The organism is Leifsonia sp. NPDC058194 (genome assembly GCF_042883605.1).
Classification (GTDB): Bacteria; Actinomycetota; Actinomycetes; order Actinomycetales; family Microbacteriaceae; genus Leifsonia.
The window spans coordinates 514,364-529,723 of record NZ_JBHVVL010000003.1 but is presented as its reverse complement, the minus strand read 5'-3'; the positions used below and the strand labels follow the sequence as shown (position 1 = coordinate 529,723).

Annotated in this window: 15 protein-coding genes; 8 read left to right on the top strand and 7 right to left on the bottom strand. The window is 69.6% G+C overall.

Translation table 11 applies throughout. The annotated features are described in order from the left end of the window. The gene (gene eccD, locus ACFVU2_RS14725) at positions 1 to 1,389 is read right to left on the bottom strand and encodes a type VII secretion integral membrane protein EccD (protein ID WP_387875652.1); all 1,389 of its coding nucleotides are present in this window, start codon (positions 1,387 to 1,389) and stop codon (positions 1 to 3) included. Positions 1,390 to 1,589: 200 nt separating this feature from the next. Here eccD and ACFVU2_RS14720 point away from each other — a divergent pair, with 200 nt between their 5' ends. The 3 genes from ACFVU2_RS14720 to ACFVU2_RS14710 all read left to right on the top strand — a co-directional run bounded on the left by ACFVU2_RS14720 (position 1,590) and on the right by ACFVU2_RS14710 (position 2,785). Next, entirely contained in the window at positions 1,590 to 1,907 is a 318-nt protein-coding gene (locus tag ACFVU2_RS14720; RefSeq protein ID WP_387875649.1) for a WXG100 family type VII secretion target, read from the top strand. A gap of 34 nt (positions 1,908 to 1,941) precedes the next feature. Beyond that, positions 1,942 to 2,232: a WXG100 family type VII secretion target gene (locus ACFVU2_RS14715; protein ID WP_387875646.1), complete on the top strand. Its 291-nt coding sequence runs from the start codon at positions 1,942 to 1,944 to the stop codon at positions 2,230 to 2,232. A gap of 88 nt (positions 2,233 to 2,320) precedes the next feature. Continuing rightward, positions 2,321 to 2,785, top strand: coding sequence for a hypothetical protein (locus ACFVU2_RS14710; RefSeq protein WP_387875644.1), 465 nt, complete (start codon positions 2,321 to 2,323; stop codon positions 2,783 to 2,785). A 70-nt stretch (positions 2,786 to 2,855) separates the two neighbouring features. Here the strand turns inward: ACFVU2_RS14710 and ACFVU2_RS14705 are convergent, their stop codons facing one another. After that, complete coding sequence (locus ACFVU2_RS14705) at positions 2,856 to 4,259, bottom strand: MFS transporter (protein ID WP_387875641.1); 1,404 nt, start codon at positions 4,257 to 4,259, stop codon at positions 2,856 to 2,858. Between the two features lie 178 nt (positions 4,260 to 4,437). On the opposite strand from ACFVU2_RS14705, the gene ACFVU2_RS14700 reads away from it, so the two are divergent. Then, positions 4,438 to 4,866: a DUF2269 family protein gene (locus ACFVU2_RS14700; RefSeq protein ID WP_387875639.1), complete on the top strand. Its 429-nt coding sequence runs from the start codon at positions 4,438 to 4,440 to the stop codon at positions 4,864 to 4,866. 2 nt (positions 4,867 to 4,868) lie between these two features. Here ACFVU2_RS14700 and ribH read toward each other — a convergent pair whose 3' ends face one another. The 5 genes from ribH to ACFVU2_RS14675 all read right to left on the bottom strand — a co-directional run bounded on the left by ribH (position 4,869) and on the right by ACFVU2_RS14675 (position 9,570). Beyond that, entirely contained in the window at positions 4,869 to 5,345 is a 477-nt protein-coding gene (gene ribH, locus ACFVU2_RS14695) for a 6,7-dimethyl-8-ribityllumazine synthase (RefSeq protein ID WP_387875637.1), read from the bottom strand. Continuing rightward, a complete protein-coding gene (gene ribA, locus ACFVU2_RS14690) occupies positions 5,342 to 6,637 on the bottom strand; it encodes a GTP cyclohydrolase II (protein WP_387875635.1) in 1,296 nt (431 codons plus the stop codon). Before ribA ends, ribH begins: the two co-directional genes overlap by 4 nt. Beyond that, the gene (locus tag ACFVU2_RS14685) at positions 6,634 to 7,260 is read right to left on the bottom strand and encodes a riboflavin synthase (RefSeq protein ID WP_387875633.1); all 627 of its coding nucleotides are present in this window, start codon (positions 7,258 to 7,260) and stop codon (positions 6,634 to 6,636) included. Before ACFVU2_RS14685 ends, ribA begins: the two co-directional genes overlap by 4 nt. A 1-nt stretch (position 7,261) precedes the next feature. Beyond that, on the bottom strand, positions 7,262 to 8,299 hold the full coding sequence (ribD, locus tag ACFVU2_RS14680) for a bifunctional diaminohydroxyphosphoribosylaminopyrimidine deaminase/5-amino-6-(5-phosphoribosylamino)uracil reductase RibD (protein WP_387875631.1): 1,038 nt from the start codon (positions 8,297 to 8,299) through the stop codon (positions 7,262 to 7,264). A 272-nt stretch (positions 8,300 to 8,571) separates the two neighbouring features. Next, positions 8,572 to 9,570 (bottom strand): sugar-binding transcriptional regulator, encoded by a 999-nt coding sequence (locus ACFVU2_RS14675; protein ID WP_387875629.1) that lies wholly within the window; start codon positions 9,568 to 9,570, stop codon positions 8,572 to 8,574. A 123-nt stretch (positions 9,571 to 9,693) separates the two neighbouring features. On the opposite strand from ACFVU2_RS14675, the gene ACFVU2_RS14670 reads away from it, so the two are divergent. From ACFVU2_RS14670 to ACFVU2_RS14655, 4 genes are all read left to right on the top strand, one after another. After that, positions 9,694 to 11,433: a glycerol-3-phosphate dehydrogenase/oxidase gene (locus ACFVU2_RS14670; RefSeq protein WP_387875627.1), complete on the top strand. Its 1,740-nt coding sequence runs from the start codon at positions 9,694 to 9,696 to the stop codon at positions 11,431 to 11,433. A 180-nt stretch (positions 11,434 to 11,613) separates the two neighbouring features. Continuing rightward, complete coding sequence (locus ACFVU2_RS14665) at positions 11,614 to 12,336, top strand: MIP/aquaporin family protein (RefSeq protein WP_387875624.1); 723 nt, start codon at positions 11,614 to 11,616, stop codon at positions 12,334 to 12,336. Between the two features lie 81 nt (positions 12,337 to 12,417). Beyond that, positions 12,418 to 13,938, top strand: coding sequence for a glycerol kinase GlpK (gene glpK / locus ACFVU2_RS14660; RefSeq protein WP_387875623.1), 1,521 nt, complete (start codon positions 12,418 to 12,420; stop codon positions 13,936 to 13,938). A 149-nt stretch (positions 13,939 to 14,087) separates the two neighbouring features. After that, on the top strand, positions 14,088 to 15,359 hold the full coding sequence (locus tag ACFVU2_RS14655) for an LCP family protein (RefSeq protein WP_387875621.1): 1,272 nt from the start codon (positions 14,088 to 14,090) through the stop codon (positions 15,357 to 15,359). Position 15,360 lies beyond the last annotated feature (1 nt).

Below are 15,360 nucleotides of genomic sequence, written 5' to 3'. Positions count from 1 at the left end.
TCAGGCCAGTCCGGCCGCGATGACGCCGATCGGGAGCAGCAGGGCGAGCACGACCACCTCGGCGGTGTCCGCGAGACGGCCGAGCCGGACGCGCACGCGCGGGTCGAGCAGCGTGACGACGATCGTGATGAGCGTCACTCCGCCGAGGACCGCGAGCAGGGCGGGGATGAGCGCGGGCTGGGCGAGTGCCACCGTGAGACCCGTGGCGGCGATGCCGGCGGTGCCGAGCGCCATGAGGGTCAGCACGTTGCTGCGCGAGTAGCTCTGCCGTGCGGGGAACATCAGGCCGAGGAACGCCAGCGCGCAGAGCACGGCGCCGAGCGGAGTCGCGCCCGCGACGACCGGGGTCGAGGCCAGCACGGAGAGCCCGAGTGCGAGCCGGAGCGCCACGAGGGCGCGGTGGCCGGCAGCGGCGCGGCGGCGCACGTCCTCCGCGTCGATCGGCGCGGGAGCGGCGAACACCTCGCTGTCGCTCTGCGGGCTGATCACCCGGAGGCGGGTCGAGCTGAGGGCGAGCCAGGGGAGGGCGTTCGCCAGCGTCGCGACGATGGCGACCGTGAGGGAGTACGCGGCGGTCTGGGCGTCCGGGATCAGGCCGGTGATCACGGCAGGGATCCCGACGGCGGCTCCTGTGGCGACGGGGACGAGCTGGAGCTCGGGACGATACGGGGTCAGCGCGAGCGCGGCTCCGCCGATGACGACGGCCCCCAGGCCGGCTGCAGCCAGCGGCCAGCCCCAGAGGGGCTCTCCGTCCGGGACGGCGAGGTAGCCGCTCACGCCGCCGAACGCAGCGGCGGCGAGGCCGAGACCGCACCCGGCCTCCGGCTGGCCGACGCGCGACAGGACGGCGGACGTGGTGAGGAGGAGGACGGCGCCGCAGATCGCGACGATCAGGCCGATCGCCAGCGAGTGTCCCGCGGCGACCAGCAGCACCGCGCACACGGCGAGCATCGTGAGGCTCACGGCGAGGGCGGTGCGGGTGTTGTCGGCGGGGGTCCACGGGCGGTGCTGTTCTGCGGTGGCGTCGAGAACAGCCTCCACGATGTCGTCGTAGACGAGCGGCTCGGCGAGCAGGGCGCCGCGGGCGAGCGTCAGCAGCTCACCCTCCTGGATGCCCTGATCGAGCGCGCCGCGGCTCGGGTCGACCGTGCTGCCGTCCGCGCGCTGGAGGGTGTAGCCGACGTGCGTCATGGTCGGGTCGAGCACCCCGAGGCTGCGGGCGAAACCGGGCATCAGCTCGATGAGCGGCAGATGGGCGGGGACGCCGACGTCGAGCCGTCTGCCTTCGCTCTGGACGGAGATGCGCAGGAGCGCCCGCAGTGTGCTGACGGATTGACTCACCCGGTCCGTGCCTCCCCCTGTGTCGCTGTGGCCGGTGCCGACCGCCACGCCGCCTCAGTCTAGCCAAGCCGACGCGCGGGCCCTTCGCATGGGTGCTACCACTGATATCCGTCCGGAGAGGTTGCGTCCGTCCGGGAACGCCAATACCGTGGCGGGAGTCGACATGACCTCGATTGCGCTCTGCATGTCGGTGGGTTTTTGGGGGGTCTTGCCGTGCGAATCAGCGATGGAATCAGGAATGGAGTGTCATGGTTGACGGAGTGATCTCAGCAGGAGAGGGCGCGCTCAAGCGGGGCGCCCAGGCGGTCGGAACCGCCAAGTCCGGGATCGACCAGCAGGTCAAGTTCGTCCGGGGCGAGATCGAGCAGCTCCGCGGGTTCTGGACCGGAGAGGCGGCCGGCGCGTTCTCGCAGCTGATGGCCCGCTGGGACGACGAGACCCGCAAGCTCAACGACGTGCTCATCACGCTCGAAGACGCCCTCAGCGGCACCGAGCGCGACCAGGTCAGTACGGAGGAGTCGCACCAGCAGACGATCTCCGGCCTCTCGTCGATGATGGGCTCCTGAGCCGTTCCGGCCCAGGCATAAGGAAGGTTTAAACATGCAGTCGATGTCAGTCGACCCCGGACAGCTCACCGCTCTCTCGGGTCAGATCCGCACCGGTGCCAACGGCATCAAGTCCCAGCTCGAGCAGCTCGAGTCCGAGGTCGGCAAGCTCCGCGCCTCGTGGGACGGCCAGGCGCAGGCCGCGTACGACGACGCCCAGCGCAAGTGGACGCAGTCCCTCACCGCCCTGAACACGCTGCTGGAGCAGATCTCGAACAAGACCGACGAGATCTCGCAGCACTACGTGTCGTCGGACAAGTCGTCCGCCGGGCGCTTCTCGCTCTGAACGACGTCTCTCGCGGATCGTCGCCGGTGGATTCCGGCGCCGGTCCGCGAGCGCGTTCGCACGTAGTCCCGAGGAGGGGAGGGAACCCATGACCGGTTCTGCCAAGAAGGTGGGAGTCGACGGCGAGACCGTCCTCGACCACGCCAAGAGGATCGACGCGGCGACCGTGGCCGATGCTCCGAAGCTCGTCACCGAGTACCAGGTGGGCGGCAGCACGGGAGGATCGGCCGAGCCCGCTCTGGCCGGCTTCGTCGCCCAGCTCGGGAGTACGCTCGACACGATCGCGGCCAACGCCACACTGCTCAACAAGACCGTCGCGTCGAACACCGACGCCCTGCGCGACGCGGTGCGGACGCTGAACGCGGCCGACGACCAGGCCAAGGCCGATGCGCAGACGCTCCAGGCGGTGATCGACGACCAGCCGAAGCCGAAGGCGAAGGCGGCCGCCCCGGCGACGCCCGCAGCCCCGGCCCCGGCCGCCCCGGCGACGAGCACGGGGTCGCAGAGCGCGGGCGAGTTCTTCCAGTCGGCCGCAGGCGGCCAGCACGGCTGACGCCGTTCGCGTCCAACGACGAGAGCCCCGTGGATCCCGGATCCGCGGGGCTCTCGTCGTCCGGGGCGCGTCAGCTCACGTTCTCGGCGAAGTCGATGTCCTTCGTCTCCTTCGAGAGCAGGAGGGCGATCAACGTGAGCACGCCCGCCAGCGACAGGTAGACGCCGACCCAGACGGTCGATCCGGCGCCGATCGTCCACAGCCAGACCGCGATCGTCGGCGCCACGGCGGCACCGAGCACGCTCGACAGGTTGTACGCGATGGCCGAGCCCGTGTACCGCACGTTCGTCGGGAAGAGCTCGGGCAGCTCCGCGCCCATCGGGCCGAACGTGAGACCCATGAGGGTGAACCCGACGATGAGCAGTGCCATCGTCCCGATCGTGCCGCCCGCGAAGAGCGGGACGAACAGCAGACCGAAGACGATGATCCCGAGCGTCACCCAGATCAGCGTCTTGCGGCGGCCGAAGCGCTCGGCCAGGGGGCCGGCGACCAGCGTGAAGACACCGAAGAAGACGACGCCGATGATGAGCATGACGAGGAAGTCGTTGCGCGTGTAGCCGAGGCCCGGCACGAACGTCGACGGATCGAACGTCTTGCCGGCCTTCTCGGCCGCGGCGCGGGCGGCGTCCACCGAGCCGGCCGTCGTCCCGTAGGTGAGGGTGAACGCGGTCATCAGGTAGAAGAGCACGTAGGTCGCCAGCATGATGAAGGTGCCGAGGATGATCTGCCACCAGCTCGTCTTGAAGACGCGTGCCAGCGGGAGCTTGGCGACCTCCCCGTCGTCGACGACCTTCTGGAAGGCGGGTGTCTCCACCAGCTTGAGCCGGACGTACAGCCCGACGATCACGAGCACGGCGCTGAGCAGGAACGGCACACGCCACCCCCAGGCCGTGAACGCATCCGCGCTCATGGACAGGTTCAGGATCAGGAAGAGCACGTTCGCGACGATGAAGCCGATCGGGGCGCCCAGCTGCGGGAACGTGCCGTAGATGGCGCGCTTGCCCGCGGGGGCGTTCTCCGTCGCCAGGAGCGCCGCGCCGCTCCACTCGCCGCCGAGCCCCAGGCCCTGGCAGAAGCGCATCACGACGAGGAGGAACGGGGCCCAGAACTCCCAGCCGGGCGTCTGCGCGGTGGGGAGGCAGCCGATCAGGACGGTGGCGACGCCCATCGTCAGCAGCGAGCCGACGAGGGTGCCCTTGCGCCCGATCCGGTCGCCGAAGTGCCCGAAGAGGATGGAGCCGACCGGCCGCGCGATGAAGGCGACGCCGAAGACGGCGAACGACGACAGCAGTGCAGCTGTCGGGTCCTCGCTGGTGAAGAACAGCGAGGGGAAGACCAGCACGGCCGCGGTCGCGTAGACGTAGAAGTCGTAGAACTCGATCGAGGTGCCGATGAGGCTGGCGAGGATGACGCGGCCGCGGGAGTTCGCGGGCTGCGGGGAGGACGTGGGGTTGACGGAGGCCGTCGTTGACATGCGTGGGAACTTCCGAGACGGGAGGCGAGACCGCGGGGCGTGCCGGCGTCGATCGGGCGTCCGGAGCTGGTGAGGCGGGAGAAAGGAGCGTGGAAGCGCTTGTGGCGCACCCTCCAGCTTATGCACCGACCTGGGCGCGCACGAATCCTCGTCCGTCGCCGATCGCTAGGCTGGGCGCATGGATACTCTGTTCAACGTCCTGCACGTGGTCGCCGCCGTCTTCATCGTCGGGCCCATGGCGATCCTCCCGATGACGGCGATGCGTGCTGTGCGTGCCGGCAACGCCGGACAGGTCCAGGTGCTCGCGAAGTCGACGAACCTCATGTCGCTGCTGTCGCTGCTCGTGATCGTCTTCGGCTTCGGCGCGATGAGCCTGGCCGACAAGAAGTACGACCTGAGCATCCTCACGCCGTGGATCCAGTGGTCGATCGTCCTCTACGTCATCGCGCTGGGGCTGACGCTCTTCCTCGTCGTCCCGACGATGCGTCGCGCAGCCGAGGCGATCGAGGGCGGGACCGTGTCGAAGTACCCGGCCATCGCGGCCGGATCCGGGGTCGCGACCCTGCTCCTCGTCGCCGTCGTCGTGCTGATGGTCTGGAAGCCGTAGCCTCAGCCGCGCAGTTCCCGAAGCGCGATCGCAGTGGCGAGCGCGGCGTGGGCCGCCTCCTCGCCCTTGTCCTCCTTCGAGCCGGGGAGGCCCGCGCGGTCGATGCCCTGGGCCTCGTCGTCGAGCGTGAGCACGCCGAACCCGACCGGCTTGCCCGTGTCGAGGGCGACACGGGTGAGACCGTCGGTCGCGGCGGCCGAGACGTACTCGAAGTGCGGAGTGCCGCCGCGGATGATGACGCCGAGCGCCACGACCGCGTCCGCGCCGGCCTCGAGCGCCGCCTTGCTGACGACCGGCAGCTCGAAGCTGCCCGGCACGCGGACGAGCGACCAGGTCGCCCCGGATGCCTCCAGCGTGCGCTGCGCGCCGGCGATCAGGCCGTCCGTGATCTGCTCGTGCCAGGTGCCGGCGACGATGACGACCGTCAGGCCGCTTCCGTCGATCTGCTCCGTGCTCTCCGGGGCTCCCGCTCCGCTCATCGTGTGGTCCTCTCCGCTGCGATCGCAGCCGTGTCGTCCATCGGGGGCGTCTCGATGCTCCCGATCGCGTGACCCATCCGGTCGCGCTTGGTCTCCAGGTAGCCCTCGTTGAAGGCGCCGACGCCGACGATGAGCGGAACGCGCTCGTCCACGTCGATGCCGTGCTCCTCGAGCTGGCGCACCTTCTCGGGGTTGTTGGTCAGCAGGCGCACGGACTCGATGCCGAGGTCCTGCAGGATGGCCGTGGCCGCACCGTAGTCGCGTGCGTCGATCGGCAGCCCGAGCGCGAGGTTGGCGTCGAGGGTGTCGAGGCCCTCCTCCTGCAGCTTGTACGCGCGCAGCTTGTTGATCAGGCCGATGCCGCGTCCCTCGTGCCCACGCAGGTACACCACGACGCCGCCGTCGCGCTGGATGGTGTCGAGAGCCGCATCCAGCTGCGGACCGCACTCGCACTTCAGCGAGCCGAAGGCCTCGCCCGTGAGGCACTCGGAGTGCACGCGCACCAGCGTCCCGTTGGCCGCAGGCTCTCCCGCGACGATCGCCACGTGGTCGGCGCCGGTCATGCGGTCGCGGTATGCGCGCATCCGGAACGGGCCGTGGGTGGTCGGAACGGTGGTCTCGACCTCGAAGATGACGCGGGAGGACTCCGGGACGGGGGTCACCGGCGCCAGCTGCTGGTCGCAGTGGAACTCCTGCAGGTACGCGATGAGCGCCTCGATGGTGACGACGAGCACCCCTTCACGTTCGCCGAGCTCGATGAGCCCGGGCAGGCGCATCATCTCGCCGTCGTCGGCGACGATCTCGGAGATGGCCGCGACCGGGGTCAGGCCGGCGAGGGTGAGGAGGTCGACGGCGGCCTCGGTGTGGCCGTCCCGTTCGCGCACACCGCCCTCCACCGCGCGCAGCGGAAGGATGTGGCCTGGCCGGTGCAGGCTCGCCGGAGTCGATTCGAGATCGGCGAGGACTCGCAGCGTGTGAGCGCGGTCGGCCGCGCTGATGCCGGTGGAGAGGCGGTTCGCCGCGTCCACGCTCACCGTGTAGTTCGTCCCGCGGTCGTCCTCGTTGTGCGCGACCATCACCGGCAGGTCGAGGCGGTCGGCGATCTCGTTGGTCATCGGGGCGCAGATGAAGCCGGACGAGTTCTTGACCGTCCAGGCGATCCACTCCTGGCTGGCCAGCTCGGCGGCGATGACGACGTCGCCCTCGTTCTCGCGGCTCTCGTTGTCCACGACGATGACCGGACGGCCGAGGCGCAGTTCCGCGAGGGCCTCCGGGATGGTGGCGAGGCTCATGACTCACTCCGTTCGTTCCGCTCGCCGAGTGCGAGCATGCGTTCCACGTGGCGGGCGAGGATGTCCGTCTCGATGTTGACGCGATCGCCCGGGGCGCGATCGCCCAGGGTGGTCGCTGCGAGCGTCTCCGGGATGAGGGAGACCTCGAACCAGCCGTCCTCGCGGCCGCCACCGACCTCGCTGACCGTCAGCGAGACCCCGTCGATCGCGATCGAACCCTTGCGCACGACGAGCGCCGCGTGCTCCGGGTCGAGGCTGAGGCGCACGACGCGCCACGCGCTGCCGTCTGTGACGGAGAGCACCGTCGCGGTGCCGTCGATGTGCCCCTGCACGATGTGGCCCCCGAGTCGGTCGCCGACCTGCGCCGCGCGTTCGAGGTTGACCCGGCGACCGGGGGCGACGTCGTCGAGGGTGCTCATCGCGAGCGTTTCGGCCATCACGTCCGCGGTGAACGTCTGTGCGTCCTGGCCGATGACGGTGAGGCAGACGCCGCTCACCGAAATGGAGTCCCCGTGCTTCGCGTCGCTGACCGCGTGGGGGCCGCGCACCGTGATCCGGGCGGCGTCGGCGACGCGGTCGACGGCGGTGATCTCGCCGAGCTCTTCGATGATTCCGGTGAACATGTCAGCCTTCCTGGGCGGCGTCGGAGGGGGAGGGGGCGATCGGGGCCGCCCGCACGTAGAGGTCGCCGCCGAGCTGTTCGACGTCGAGGATGCGCAGGCGCCGCTGATCGCCGATCGTGTCGACGCCGATCTCCCCGAGGGCGAGGCGCGGTCCGCCGATCAGCGTGGGTGCCAGATAGATGGCGTACTCGTCGACCAGACCTGCGGCGACGAAGGCGCTTGCGAGGGTCGGGCCGCCTTCCACGTAGACCCGCCGGAAGCCCCGCTGGTGGAGGTCGGCGACGACCGCGTGGAGGTCGTGCGTCCCCTCGAAGACGACGGGGCGCGGGTGGCGGAACACGGCGGCGTCGTTCGGCACCGCGCGGGTGCCGACGACGACCGGCGTCGGCTGCTCGGCCAGGAGCTCTCCGGCGTCGCCGCGGGCGGTCAGGCTCGGGTCGTCCGCCAGAACCGTCCCGGTGCCGACGACGATCGCGTCGGAGGCTTCGCGCTGTTCGTGCACGCGCTGTCGCGCCGCCGTGCCGGTGATCCACTTGCTGGTCCCGTCGACCGCGGCCGCGCGGCCGTCGAGGCTGCTCGCCCACTTGACGGTGATGTGCGGGCGTCCGAGGCGGGCGGCCGTCAGCCAGGCGCCGAGGAACCGCTCGATCTCGTCCGCGAGGACCCCTCCGGTGACCACCACGCCGGCCTGGCGCAGGCGCTCTGCCCCGCCGCCGGAGTGGCGGCCCGGGTCGTCGACGCCGTAGATCACTTCGGCGACGCCCGCGGCGATGAGAGCCTCGGAGCAGGGTCCGGTGAGTCCCCAGTGGTTGCACGGCTCCAGCGTGACGACGGCGGTCGCTCCGCGCGCGCCGCCGTCCGGCAGCTTCGAGAGCGCATCCACCTCGGCGTGCGGGGTGCCCGCCCCTCGATGCCAGCCCTCGGCGATGACGGTGCCGTCGGGGGCGAGGAGCACGCAGCCGACCCGCGGGTTCACACCGGTCGCCGGGCCGTTGGCGGCCAGCTCGAGCGCGGTGCGCATGGCTGCTTCCCGGGTCATGGGATGGTCGTCCTGTCTGTCGAAGAGCGGACGTGTCCCGGGGTCGCGCGGGCGACGGCCGTCGCCGGCCACCGCTTCGTGCTGCCTCCCATCCGGACTGAGCGGGCGGGCCTGAGCCTGCACGCATTACCGTCGGTACCGGAATTCCACCGGTTCAGCAGGAGGCGTTCGCACGCCGCCCGCTCGCGGACTGTCACCGCCGGTTCGGACTCTCACCGACCCCGGAGCACGTTGTTCTGTTGTCGAGTGTAGTCAACGTCCTCGTGACGGGACTATTCCCCGCTCAACGCGGCGTCATCGTCGCGGGCCACGAGGGCGCGCGCCGTCCCCTCGTCCACGACGAGGTCGGTGATGAGGTCGGCCGCCAGCGCGCCGCGGAGGCTGTGCACCTTCGACGGTCCGGAGACGATGCACACCCGGCGGGGCACGCGCTTGATCAGATCGATGTCCGGCCCGCTGGCCCGCTGGTTCAGAGGGATGTCGTGATGGCTGCCGTCTTCGCGGAAGAACACGGTCGCCACATCTCCGACGACGCCGGACTCGTCGAGCGAGGCGTAGTCCTCCTGCCCGAGGTAGCCGCCCGCGTAGACGTGGGAGCGCACCTCGGAGAAGGGGGAGCCGAGGCCGAACAGTGCGACGTCCATCCGCTCCTGGATGTCGAGGATGCGCCGGGTGCTCCGCTCCCGCCACATGGCGACCTTCGTCTGCGGATCGTCGAAGAGCGCGGGGACGGGGAACTCCTGGATGGTGCCCGAGTAGGTGTCGCCGAAGCGGCGGAGGATCTCGGACGCGTAGAGCACACCGGTCGTGTAGGTGTTGCCGGCGCCGTTGAGCTGCACGAACTCGACGTTGTGCAGTTCCTTCGGGATGAGGTGGCGGCTGAGCGCGCTCATGGTGGAGCCCCACGCGACGCCGACGGTCTGGTTGGAGTCGATGAAGCGGTCGAGAATCCGTGCAGCCGAGATCGCTACGCGCTCGAGCCGGTCGACGTCGCTGATCGCGCTCGGCATCGGGACGATGTGCGCGGCGATCCCGTAGCGGTCATGGATCTCCTGCTGGATCCGGGTGGCCCGTTCGTGCGGCTGCGCGATCTGGATGGTGACCAGTCCGGAGGTCCGCGCGTAGCTGAGCAGCCGCGAGACGCTGGATCGCGACGTGTGCATCTCGTGCGCGATGGCCTCCATGGTGAGGTCCTGCATGTAGTAGAGGTGCCCCGCCTTGAGGGCGTCGCGCACCTTGTCCGTGAGGGTGTCGGGTTCGGGAGAGGTCATCGGGGTCGTCTTCTCGGCTCGGGGAGCGCTGCACGTATGTGCATCCAGCTTGATCGAAGTTGTGCAGGCATCCAAGACTATAACCGCACGTTTCACCCGATCGATAGAAATACAGGAGTTCCCGTGACAGCGACGTCGAGCGTCCGCAGCGAGGTCAAGCACCTCCAGGATCGTCCCACCGCCCAGGTCGTCATCATCGGCGGCGGCATCAACGGCCTCGGCACCTTCCGCGACCTGGCGCTCCAAGGCGTCGACGTGGTGCTCGTCGAGCGCAACGACTTCGTGTCGGGCGCGTCCGCGGCATCCAGCCACATGATCCACGGCGGGATCCGCTACCTCGAGAACGGTGAGTTCCGTCTCGTGAAGGAGTCGGTGACCGAGCGCAACGGCCTGCTCAAGATCGCGCCGCACTACGTCAAGCCGCTCCAGACGACGATCCCGATCTACTCGACCTTCTCGGGCATCCTCGCCGCACCGCTGCGCTTCCTCACCCACAAGCAGGGCAAGCCCAAGGAGCGCGGCGCGTTCCTCATCAAGACCGGGCTCACCATCTACGACGCGTTCTCCCGCGACGGCGGCAGCGTCCCGCGTCACAAGTTCCACGGCCGCAAGAAGTCCCTCGAGACCTTGCCGGAGCTGAACCCCGGACTCAAGTACACGGCGACCTACTTCGACGCCTCGGTGCACGATCCCGAGCGGCTCGCCCTCGACGTGCTCGCCGACGGCCTGGCCGCGGGCCCGCACGCCCGCGCGGCGAACTACGTCGAGGCCATCGGCACGAAGGACGGCGGCGTGCTGGTGCGCGACCGGGAGTCGGGCCAGGAGTTCGCGATCACCGCGGAGGTCGTCGTCAACGCCTCCGGACCCTGGACGGACCTCACGAACGAGGCCCTCGGCCGGGCCACGACCTTCATGGGCGGGACGAAGGGCTCGCACATCGTGCTGGACAACGACCGCCTGCTCGAGGCGTGCCAGGGACGCGAGATGTTCTTCGAGAACAACGACGGCCGCATCGTGCTCATCTACCCGCTCAAGGGCCGCGTGATGGTCGGCACCACCGACATCGACGCCGACATGAGCGTGCCCGCGGTGTGCACCGAGGACGAGATCGACTACTTCATCGAGCTGGTCTCGCACGTTTTCCCATCGATCCCGGTCACCCGCGACCAGATCGTCTACAGCTTCTCGGGCGTCCGGCCGCTGCCACACCACGACGACACCGCTCCGGGATTCGTCTCCCGCGACTACCGCATCGTCCCCGGCACGCTCGCCGGGCTCGGTGACACCGCGGTCCTCAGCCTCGTCGGCGGCAAGTGGACGACGTTCCGCGCGCTCTCCGAGCATCTCGCGAACGAAACCCTGGCCGTGCTGAAGGCGGAGCGCCGTCTCTCCACCCTCGGGCTCGCCATCGGCGGCGGCGCGGGCTTCCCGACCACCCCGCAGGCCGAGCGCGACTGGGTCGCCCGCTACGGGGCCGATGTCGGCGCCGAGCGGGCCGCGCAGCTGCTGCACCGCTACGGCACGAAGGCGTCGTTCGTCATCGACGCGATCACCGGGGCCGAGGGCGACGACGTGCCGCTGGCGGCCGCCCCCGGCTACTCGCGCGCCGAGATCGACTACCTCGTGCGCACGGAGCACGTCGCCCACCTCTCCGACGTCTTCCTGCGCCGCACGAGCCTCGCCTTCACCGGCTCGGTCAACGGCCCGCTGGTTCGCGAGATCGGCGAAATCACGGCAAACGCGCTCGGATGGTCGCCAAACCGGCGTTCCGAGGAGGAAGATGCGTTCATAGCGGAACTGGCCGCCGCCCACCGGGTGCACCTCGTAGCCGGGGACGGGAGCGAAGCCGCGGCGCTCCGATAATGCACGAACGTGCATAGCACGGTCCTTGTTACGGGTCGGCACGGCCCAATAGCGTTCAAGTGCCCACCCTGACTTGGATCACACCTCATCGCACAACAGGGTGCGGGTCAACCGAACAACTGGAAGGTCAACGTGGACAATATCGGTGTAGATTTCCTGTCTGAGTTGGTGGGCACGGCAATGCTGGTCCTCCTCGGTACCGGTGTCGTGGCTAACGTCGCACTCATCAAGAACAAAGGCTTCAACGGCGGGTTCCTGATGGTGAACATCGGCTGGGGCATCGCGGTGTTCTCGGGCGTCGTCGTGGCATACAACTCCGGCGCCCATCTGAACCCGGCTGTGACCCTCGGCCTCGTGGCCAACGGCGCGAAGACGTTCGGTGCCGGCAACGCCACCGTCGATGTGAACTTCGGGACGGTGGCGCTGTTCATCCTCGCCCAGCTCCTCGGTGCGATCATCGGAGCCGTCTTCACCTGGCTCGCGTACAAGAAGCACTTCGACGAGGAGCCGGACCCGGCGAACAAGCTCGGCGTCTTCTCGACCGGCCCGGCCATCCGCAGCTACGGCTGGAACCTCGTCACCGAGATCATCGGCACCTTCGTGCTGGTGTTCGTGGTGATCGCGTTCGGCCACCAGCCCGGCCAGGCGGTCGGCCTCGCCGCCCTCGGCGCTCTGCCCGTCGCCCTCCTCGTGATCGGCATCGGCGCGAGCCTCGGTGGTCCGACGGGGTACGCCATCAACCCGGCACGTGACCTCGGTCCGCGCATCGCCCACGCGATCCTCCCGATCAAGGGCAAGGGCGGCAGCGACTGGTCCTACGCGTGGGTCCCGGTCGTCGGCCCGATCATCGGCGGTCTGATCGCCGGCTGGCTGGCGCTCGTCCTCCTCCCGATCATCAAGTAGTGCCCGGGGGCCGGCCCGGTTCCGGGCCGGCCCCCTTCTCCTCACAGCACCTCCCCTCCCCAAAGAACAAAGGAGTTACCTATGGCCGACTACGTCGTCGCTATCGACCAGGGCACGACCAGCACCCGCGCCATCATCTTCGACAAGTCCGGGTCGATCGTCTCGACCGGCCAGCTCGAGCACGAGCAGATCTTCCCGAAGGCGGGATGGGTCGAGCACAACCCCGTCGAGATCTGGAACAACACCCGTGAGGTCATCGGCCAGGCGCTCTCGAAGGCCGACCTGACCCGTCACGACATCGCCGCCGTCGGCATCACGAACCAGCGCGAGACCGCGGTGGTCTGGGACAAGAACACCGGCGAGCCCGTCTACAACGCCATCGTCTGGCAGGACACCCGCACCCAGCCGATCGTCGACCGCCTCGCGGCGGACGGCGGCGTCGAGCGCTTCAAGCCCATCGTCGGCCTCCCTCTGGCGACCTACTTCTCGGGCACGAAGATCGTCTGGATCCTCGAGAACGTCGAGGGCGCCCGCGAGCGCGCCGAGCGCGGCGACCTGCTCTTCGGCACCACCGACACCTGGGTCCTCTGGAACCTGACCGGCGGCGTCGACGGCGGCGTCCACGCGACCGACGTCACCAACGCCTCCCGCACGCTCTTCATGGACCTGGAGACGCTGAGCTGGCGCGACGACATCCTCGAGGCGTTCAACGTGCCGAAGTCGATGCTCCCGGAGATCAAGAGCTCGTCCGAGATCTACGGCACCGTCGAGCCATCGAGCCTGCTGCGCGAGGTCCCGGTCGCGGGCATCCTCGGCGACCAGCAGGCCGCGACATTCGGCCAGGCGGCGTTCGATCCGGGCGAGTCCAAGAACACCTACGGCACCGGCAACTTCCTCATCTTCAACACGGGTGAGGAGATCGTCCACTCCAAGAACGGTCTGCTGACGACGCTGGGCTACAAGCTCGGCGACGCCAAGCCGCACTACGCCCTGGAGGGCTCGATCGCCGTCACCGGTTCGCTGGTGCAGTGGCTGCGCGACAACCTCGGCCTCATCTCGAGCGCCCCCGAGATCGAGGAGCTCGCCAAGACGGTCGAGGACAACGGCGGCGCGTACTTCGTGCCGGCGTTCTCCGGTCTGTTCGCGCCGTACTGGCGGTCGGACGCACGCGGTGCGCTCGTCGGTCTCACGCGGTACGTGAACAAGGGACACATCGCACGCGCTGCGCTGGAGGCCACGGCCTTCCAGACCCGCGAGGTGCTCGACGCGGTCAACGCCGACTCCGGTGTCGACCTGACCGAGCTGAAGGTGGACGGCGGCATGATCGCCAACAACACCCTCATGCAGTTCCAGGCCGACATCCTCGGCGTCCCCGTCATCCGCCCGGTCGTCGCCGAGACGACCGCGCTGGGTGCGGCGTACGCCGCCGGTCTCGCGGTGGGCTTCTGGGAGAACCTGGACGACCTCCGCAAGAACTGGCAGGAGGACAGCCGCTGGGAGCCGAAGATGGAGGCCGCCGAGCGCGACCGCCAGCTCCGCCTCTGGAAGAAGGCCGTCACGAAGACCTTCGACTGGGTCGACGAGGACGTCGAGAACGCCTGACCGACTCACACACGACGAACGCCGCCCGGTCCGCCGGGCGGCGTTCGCCGTTCCACGGGGTGGTGGCGCGGGCCGGCTCCCAGCATCACCTCTCGGTTTCCTCATGGCTCCGAAAGGGCGCCTGCAGGTGGATCCTCTAGCGTCCAGGTGTGAGACATTCCTCGACCGCGGTCGCCGTCCGGCACGGACGGCTGGCCGCCCGTTCGGCGCGCGGGCCCCTGTTCCGGCTGATCGCCGCCGCAGTCGCGGTCGTCGTGGTCTCCGCCGGCGCCGTGACCGCGTACGCGGTCGGCGACACGCTGCACTCGCTCAAGCCCGCCATCCACCTCGTGTCCGCCTCGGGGAAGACGATCGCGCCCCCGACGGTCGGCGCCGAGAGCGGCGCGGTCAACATCCTGCTCGCGGGCACGGACACCCGGACCGATCAGGGCGGCCAGTTCTCCACCGCCGACGAGCTCGCCGGAAGCTCGGGCGCCGGCAACAACGACGTCACGATGGTCCTCCACCTCTCGGCCGACCACCAGCACGCGACCGTCATCAGCATCCCGCGCGATCTGATGGCGCCCATCCCGTCGTGCCCCACCTCGAACGGGCCGACATCGGCCGTCTCGAGCGGTCAGTTCAACACGACGCTCTCGATCGGCGGGCTCTCGTGCGTCGTGCTGGCGGCCCAGCAGCTGACCGGCCTGACCATCCCCTACGCGGCCGAGATCTCGTTCGACGGGGTGATCGCGATGTCCAACGCCGTGGGCGGGGTCACGGTGTGCCTGGCCTCGGCGGTGACCGACCCCTACGTCGGTCTCGACCTGCCGGCGGGGGAGCAGACGCTCGTCGGGGCGCAGGCCCTGGCCTTCGTCCGCAGCAGGCACGGAGTCGGCGACGGCAGCGACCTCGGCCGCATCAGCGACCAGCAGCTCTTCCTCTCCGCGCTGCTGCGCAAGGCGACCAGTGCCGGTGTGCTGAGCAATCCGCTCACCCTCTACGGCCTCGCGAAGTCCGCGACCGCGAACATCCAGCTCTCCGACACCCTCGACTCGCCCACCACGCTCGTCTCGATCGCGCTCGCGTTGAAGAACGTGCCGCTGACGGACTTCGTCTTCGTCCAGTACCCGTCGATGACGGACCCGGACGACGTCAATCGGGTCGTCCCGGAGCCGACCGGCGTCGCGGCTCTGCAGCAGGCGTTGACGACCGACTCGCCGATCCAGCTGACGGGCACGACGGGCTCGGCGACCGAAGCGGCGCCGTCCACCGCCGCCCCGACCGCGACGACGGTGCCGACGCCCGCGGCGACGGGATCGACGCCCGCCCCGACGAGCACGACCGCCGCCACTCCGGCGCCGACGTCGACCGCGGTCGCGCTGCCCTCCGACGTCACCGGCCAGACGGCGGCCGAGCAGACGTGCACGAAGGGCAACTGAC

Excerpts from the sequence above, each read along its gene's own strand:
- ACFVU2_RS14720 (WP_387875649.1), top strand. The coding sequence starts at position 1,590 with ATGGTTGACGGAGTGATCTCAGCAGGAGAGGGCGCGCTCAAGCGGGGC.
- ACFVU2_RS14715 (WP_387875646.1), top strand. The coding sequence starts at position 1,942 with ATGCAGTCGATGTCAGTCGACCCCGGACAGCTCACCGCTCTCTCGGGT.
- ACFVU2_RS14710 (WP_387875644.1), top strand. The coding sequence starts at position 2,321 with ATGACCGGTTCTGCCAAGAAGGTGGGAGTCGACGGCGAGACCGTCCTC.
- ACFVU2_RS14705 (WP_387875641.1), bottom strand. The coding sequence starts at position 4,259 with ATGTCAACGACGGCCTCCGTCAACCCCACGTCCTCCCCGCAGCCCGCG.
- ACFVU2_RS14700 (WP_387875639.1), top strand. The coding sequence starts at position 4,438 with ATGGATACTCTGTTCAACGTCCTGCACGTGGTCGCCGCCGTCTTCATC.
- ribH (WP_387875637.1), bottom strand. The coding sequence starts at position 5,345 with ATGAGCGGAGCGGGAGCCCCGGAGAGCACGGAGCAGATCGACGGAAGC.
- ribA (WP_387875635.1), bottom strand. The coding sequence starts at position 6,637 with ATGAGCCTCGCCACCATCCCGGAGGCCCTCGCGGAACTGCGCCTCGGC.
- ACFVU2_RS14685 (WP_387875633.1), bottom strand. The coding sequence starts at position 7,260 with ATGTTCACCGGAATCATCGAAGAGCTCGGCGAGATCACCGCCGTCGAC.
- ribD (WP_387875631.1), bottom strand. The coding sequence starts at position 8,299 with ATGACCCGGGAAGCAGCCATGCGCACCGCGCTCGAGCTGGCCGCCAAC.
- ACFVU2_RS14675 (WP_387875629.1), bottom strand. The coding sequence starts at position 9,570 with ATGACCTCTCCCGAACCCGACACCCTCACGGACAAGGTGCGCGACGCC.
- ACFVU2_RS14665 (WP_387875624.1), top strand. The coding sequence starts at position 11,614 with ATGCTGGTCCTCCTCGGTACCGGTGTCGTGGCTAACGTCGCACTCATC.
- glpK (WP_387875623.1), top strand. The coding sequence starts at position 12,418 with ATGGCCGACTACGTCGTCGCTATCGACCAGGGCACGACCAGCACCCGC.